This is a genomic window from Azospirillum sp. (assembly GCF_035627195.1).
In the GTDB taxonomy this organism is placed as follows: Bacteria; Pseudomonadota; Alphaproteobacteria; order Azospirillales; family Azospirillaceae; genus Azospirillum.
The window spans coordinates 1-4427 of the sequence record NZ_DASPMG010000358.1 but is presented as its reverse complement, the minus strand read 5'-3'; the positions used below and the strand labels follow the sequence as shown (position 1 = coordinate 4427).

Annotated in this window: 5 protein-coding genes and 1 pseudogene; all 6 read left to right on the top strand. The window is 72.4% G+C overall.

The genetic code is table 11. The features are described 5' to 3' along the window. Positions 1–933, top strand: a 933-nt coding sequence (locus VED21_RS31715) for an ABC transporter permease (RefSeq protein ID WP_324889673.1), incomplete at its 5' end; no start/stop codon positions are given. After that, positions 926–1750, top strand: a complete 825-nt coding sequence (locus VED21_RS31710) for an ABC transporter permease (RefSeq protein ID WP_324889671.1) — start codon at positions 926–928, stop codon at positions 1748–1750. The genes VED21_RS31715 and VED21_RS31710, both read left to right, overlap by 8 nt. 2 nt (positions 1751–1752) lie before the next feature. Continuing rightward, complete coding sequence (locus tag VED21_RS31705) at positions 1753–2733, top strand: ABC transporter ATP-binding protein (RefSeq protein ID WP_324889670.1); 981 nt, start codon at positions 1753–1755, stop codon at positions 2731–2733. Beyond that, positions 2730–3686 carry an oligopeptide/dipeptide ABC transporter ATP-binding protein gene (locus VED21_RS31700; protein ID WP_324889668.1) on the top strand — a complete coding sequence of 319 codons (957 nt, stop codon included), beginning with the start codon at positions 2730–2732 and terminating at the stop codon, positions 3684–3686. The genes VED21_RS31705 and VED21_RS31700 overlap by 4 nt, the downstream gene beginning before the upstream one ends. Positions 3687–3786: 100 nt before the next feature. Beyond that, positions 3787–4173: a hypothetical protein gene (locus VED21_RS31695; RefSeq protein ID WP_324889666.1), complete on the top strand. Its 387-nt coding sequence runs from the start codon at positions 3787–3789 to the stop codon at positions 4171–4173. 132 nt (positions 4174–4305) lie between these two features. Then, positions 4306–4427, top strand: a pseudogene (locus VED21_RS31690) (RidA family protein); the annotation flags it as partial.

The following is a 4427-nucleotide window of genomic DNA, read 5'->3' as shown; positions in this document are numbered from 1 at the left end:
ACGGCGGCGCTGGTGGTGACGCTGCTGGTGGCGACGCTGGTGGTGTTCGTCGTGCTGGAGGTGCTGCCGGGCGACCCGGCCGCCGTCATGCTCGGCACCGGCGCCAGCGAGGAGACGCTGGCGGCGCTGCGCGCCCAGATGGGCCTGGACCGGCCGGCGCCGGAGCGCTACCTGCGCTGGCTGGGCGGCATGCTGACCGGCGACTTCGGGCGCAGCTACACCTACGACGTGCCGGTGGCCGGGCTGGTGCTGGAACGCGCGCAGGTCAGCCTGCCGCTGGCGCTGCTGGCCATCGCGCTGTCCACCGCCGTTGCCATCCCGGTGGGCGTGTTCGCCGCGGCGCGGCGCGGCCGGCCGGCGGACGCCGCCGTCATGGGCCTGACGCAGGTCGGCGTGGCGGTGCCGAACTTCTGGCTGGGGCTGCTGCTGATCGTCGTGTTCTCGGTGCAGCTGGGCTGGCTGCCGGCGGGCGGCTTCGCGGGGTGGGACGCGGGGGTATGGCCGGCGCTGCGCTCCCTCCTGCTGCCGGCGGTGGCGCTGGCGCTGCCGCAGGCGGCGATCCTGGCGCGCGTCACCCGCTCCACCGTTCTGGAGACCTTGAAGGAGGATTATGTCCGCACCGCGCGGGCCAAGGGGCTGGGGCCGGGCAGGGCGCTGTGGCGGCACGCGGTGCCCAACGCGCTGATCCCGGTGGTCACCATCATGGGCCTGCAGTTCTCCTTCCTGCTGGCCGGCACGATCGTCATCGAGAACGTCTTCGCGCTGCCCGGCATCGGCCGGCTGATCTTCCAGTCCATCGCCCAGCGCGATCTGATCGTGGTGAAGGACGTCGTCGTGCTGCTGGCCGCCACGGTGGTGATCGTCAACTTCCTGGTCGACGTCGCCTACGCCCTGCTCGACCCGCGCCTGCGGCTGGGAGGGGGGTATGGGTAGGCTGCTGCGCTCCCCCGGCCTGATCCTCGGCGCGGCGCTCACGGCGGCGCTGGTCGGCATGGCGCTCCTGTCGCTGGGGTGGACGCCGTACCCGCCGGCCGAGATGAACATCGCCCAGCGTCTGGCCGCCCCCTCGGCGGCGCACCCGCTGGGCACCGACCAGTTCGGGCGCGACGTGCTGTCCATGGTGATGGGGGGCGCGTGGAACTCCATCGTCGTGGCGCTGGTGGCGGTCGCCATCGGGGCCGGCGTCGGCGTGCCGCTGGGGGCGCTGGCGGCGGCGCGGCGCGGGTGGGTGGACGAGGCGGTGATGCGCTTCAACGACTTCGCCTTCGCCTTTCCGGCCTTGCTGTCGGCGGTGATGATCACGGCGCTGGCCGGGCCGGGGGCGGTGAACGCCATCATCGCCATCGGCATCTTCAACATCCCCGTCTTCGCGCGCCTGACGCGCGGCGCCGCGCTGGCGCTGTGGCAGCGGGACTTCGTGCTGGCGGCGCGCGTGGCGGCCAAGGGCGACGCGGCGATCACGGTGGAGCACATCCTGCCCAACCTCGCCGGGCTGCTGATCGTGCAGGCGACGATCCAGTTCGCGCTGGGCATCCTGGCGGAGGCCAGCCTGTCCTACCTGGGCCTGGGCGTGCAGCCGCCGGCCCCGTCCTGGGGCAAGATGCTGAACGAGGCGCAGACCTACATCTACAGCGCGCCGCGCCTCGCCATCTTCCCCGGCCTCGCCATCGCGCTGTCGGTGCTGGGCCTCAACCTGCTGGGCGACGGTCTGCGCGACCTGCTCGACCCGCGCCTACGGCGGGAGCGCTGACGATGCCGCTCCTGGAGGTGCGGGAGTTGAGCGTGTCCATCGGCGGCGTCCGGCTGCTGGACGGCGTGTCCTTCGCCGTCGAGCGCGGCGACAGCCTGGGCGTGGTCGGCGAGTCCGGCTGCGGCAAGTCGCTGACCGCGCTGGCGCTGATGGGCCTGCTGCCGGCCGGCGCCACGGCCATGGGCTCCATCCGCCTGGACGGGCAGGAGTTGCTGGGCGCGCCGGAGCGTCGGTGGCAGGCGGTGCGCGGCCGGCGCGTCGCCATGGTGTTCCAGGAGCCGATGACGGCGCTGAACCCCGTGCGCAGCATCGGCGCGCAGGTGGCGGAGGGGCCGCGCCTGCACCTGGGCCTGTCCCGCGCGGATGCCGAGCGGCGCGCCGTGCAGGCGCTGGACCGCGTCGGATTGCCCACCAACCGCTTCCCGCCGACGCTGTACCCGCACCAGCTGTCGGGCGGGCAGCGGCAGCGGGTGGTGATCGCCACGGCGTTGGCCTGCGACCCCGACCTGCTGATCGCCGACGAGCCGACCACCGCGCTGGACGTCACCATCCAGGCGCAGATTCTCGACCTGCTGGCCGATCTGGCCGGAGAGCGCGGCATGGCGCTCATGATGATCACGCATGACCTGGGCGTGGTGGCGGAGACGACGGACCGCATGCTGGTCATGTACGCCGGCCGCGTGGCGGAGCGCGGGCCGACGGCGGAGGTGTTCCGGCGCATGGCGCACCCCTACACGCGTGGCCTGCTCGCCGCCTCGCCGCACGCGGCGGCCGCGCGCATGGGCGAAGCCCCGCCGGGCCTGCGCTTGCCGACCATCCCGGGGCAGGTGCCGGACCCGGCGCACCGGCCCCATGGCTGTCCCTTCGCCGACCGCTGCGCCTTCGTCACCGATGGCTGCCGCGCCGCCCCGCCGCCGGAGATCGCCGTGGGGCCGGAGCACACGGCCGCCTGCATCCACCCGCGCGGGGAGCCGGCGCCATGACGACGCCCCTGCTGGAGGTGGCCGACCTCGTGCGCGACTACGCGCTGCCGCGTCGCCGCCTGTTCGAACGGCCGGGCAGCATACGGGCGCTGCACGGCGTGTCGTTCGCCGTGATGGCGGGGGAGAGCTTCGGCATCGTCGGCGAGTCCGGCTGCGGCAAGTCCACGCTGGCCCGCGCCGTGCTGGCGCTGGAGCGGCCGACCTCCGGAACCGTGCGCCTGTTGGGCCGCGACCTGACGGCGCTGCGCCCGCGTGAACTCAAGGCCATGCGCCGGCACATGTCCATGGTGTTCCAGGACCCCTACGGCTCGCTCGACCCGCGCCACCGCGTCGCCCGCATCGTGGGCGAGCCGATGGGGTCGCTGATGCCGGAGGTCGGCCGGGCGGAGCGGGCCGAGCGGGTGCGCGAGGCGCTGTCGGAGGTGGGCCTGGGTGCTGCGGCGGCCGACCGCTACCCGCACGAGTTCTCCGGCGGGCAGCGCCAGCGCATCGCCATCGCCCGCGCGCTGATCACCCGCCCTGAACTGGTGGTGGCGGACGAGCCGGTGTCGGCGTTGGACGTGTCGGTGCAGGCGCAGGTGCTGAACCTGATGCTGGACCTGCGCGAACGGCTGGGCCTGTCGTACCTGTTCATCAGCCACGACCTCAGCGTCGTGCGGTGCGTCACCGATCGTGTCGCCGTGATGTATCTCGGCCGCATCGTCGAGACCGGTCCGACGGCGGAGGTCTTCGCCCGCCCGCGGCATCCCTACACGCAAGCCCTGCTGGACGCCGTGCCGCGCCCCGACCCGTCGCGCCGCGGCCACCGCCACGCGCGCGGCGAGCCGGCGGGGGACGGGGCGGGCGGGTGCCCCTATGCGGCCCGCTGTCCCCGCGCGGCGGCCGTGTGCGCCCAGGCGCCGGACTTGGCGGAGAAGGCGCCCGGCCACGCGGTGGCCTGCCACCGGGTGTAGGGGAACCGCGTCCCTACGGCTGCCGCCATGACGCGTGAAGCCGTTTGCGCCATAAGGTTATCTCGATATCCTCCGGCGGCTATTGCAATGGAGGGTTGCTGTGAAAGTCTTGCAATTCATCATTTTTGCTGCCGCCACTCTGATCGGTGCCTGTCAGGCCGCCCAGGCCGGGGAGAAGGTCTTCTACAACATGACGAGCGATCCGCTGAACGTGGAGGTCGTCGTTCGTCCGGGCAACCTGGAGACGCTGGCGTTCCACTATACGGTGGGTCTGGGTCACGAGCTGCCGCCCGACGGCAAGGGCACCATCACCTACCCCGGAGACTACATCGAAGCGATCAAGGTCAGTGGCGTCCGGAACTGCGAGTTGAACAGGGGCGTCGACGCTTACATCGACAAGCTTCTCGACTCCAACCCGTACTTCGCCATTTACATTAAGATCGGCAGCCAGAACAGGGACCGCTGCTCGATCGAGCAAGCAAGCTGAGATCCCGCGAACCGGGTATCCGTCAGGCTCGCCTGGGCGGATCCGATCGGCACGCCGCATCGCCCCTTGCGCCCATGCCTGCGCGCGGCTACCAAGCGCGCAGCGTTCACAACCCTCCCGAAGGAGACAGGCATGTCGATCCAGCGCTTCCACAGCGGCCCGCGCATGAGCCAGATGGTCGTCCACAACGGCACGGTCTACCTCGCCGGCCAGGTCGCCGACGACACCTCCGGCGGCGTCGAGGAGCAGACCCG

Coding starts and splice junctions, on each gene's coding strand:
- VED21_RS31710 (WP_324889671.1), top strand. CDS start 926: ATGGGTAGGCTGCTGCGCTCCCCCGGCCTGATCCTCGGCGCGGCGCTC.
- VED21_RS31705 (WP_324889670.1), top strand. CDS start 1,753: ATGCCGCTCCTGGAGGTGCGGGAGTTGAGCGTGTCCATCGGCGGCGTC.
- VED21_RS31700 (WP_324889668.1), top strand. CDS start 2,730: ATGACGACGCCCCTGCTGGAGGTGGCCGACCTCGTGCGCGACTACGCG.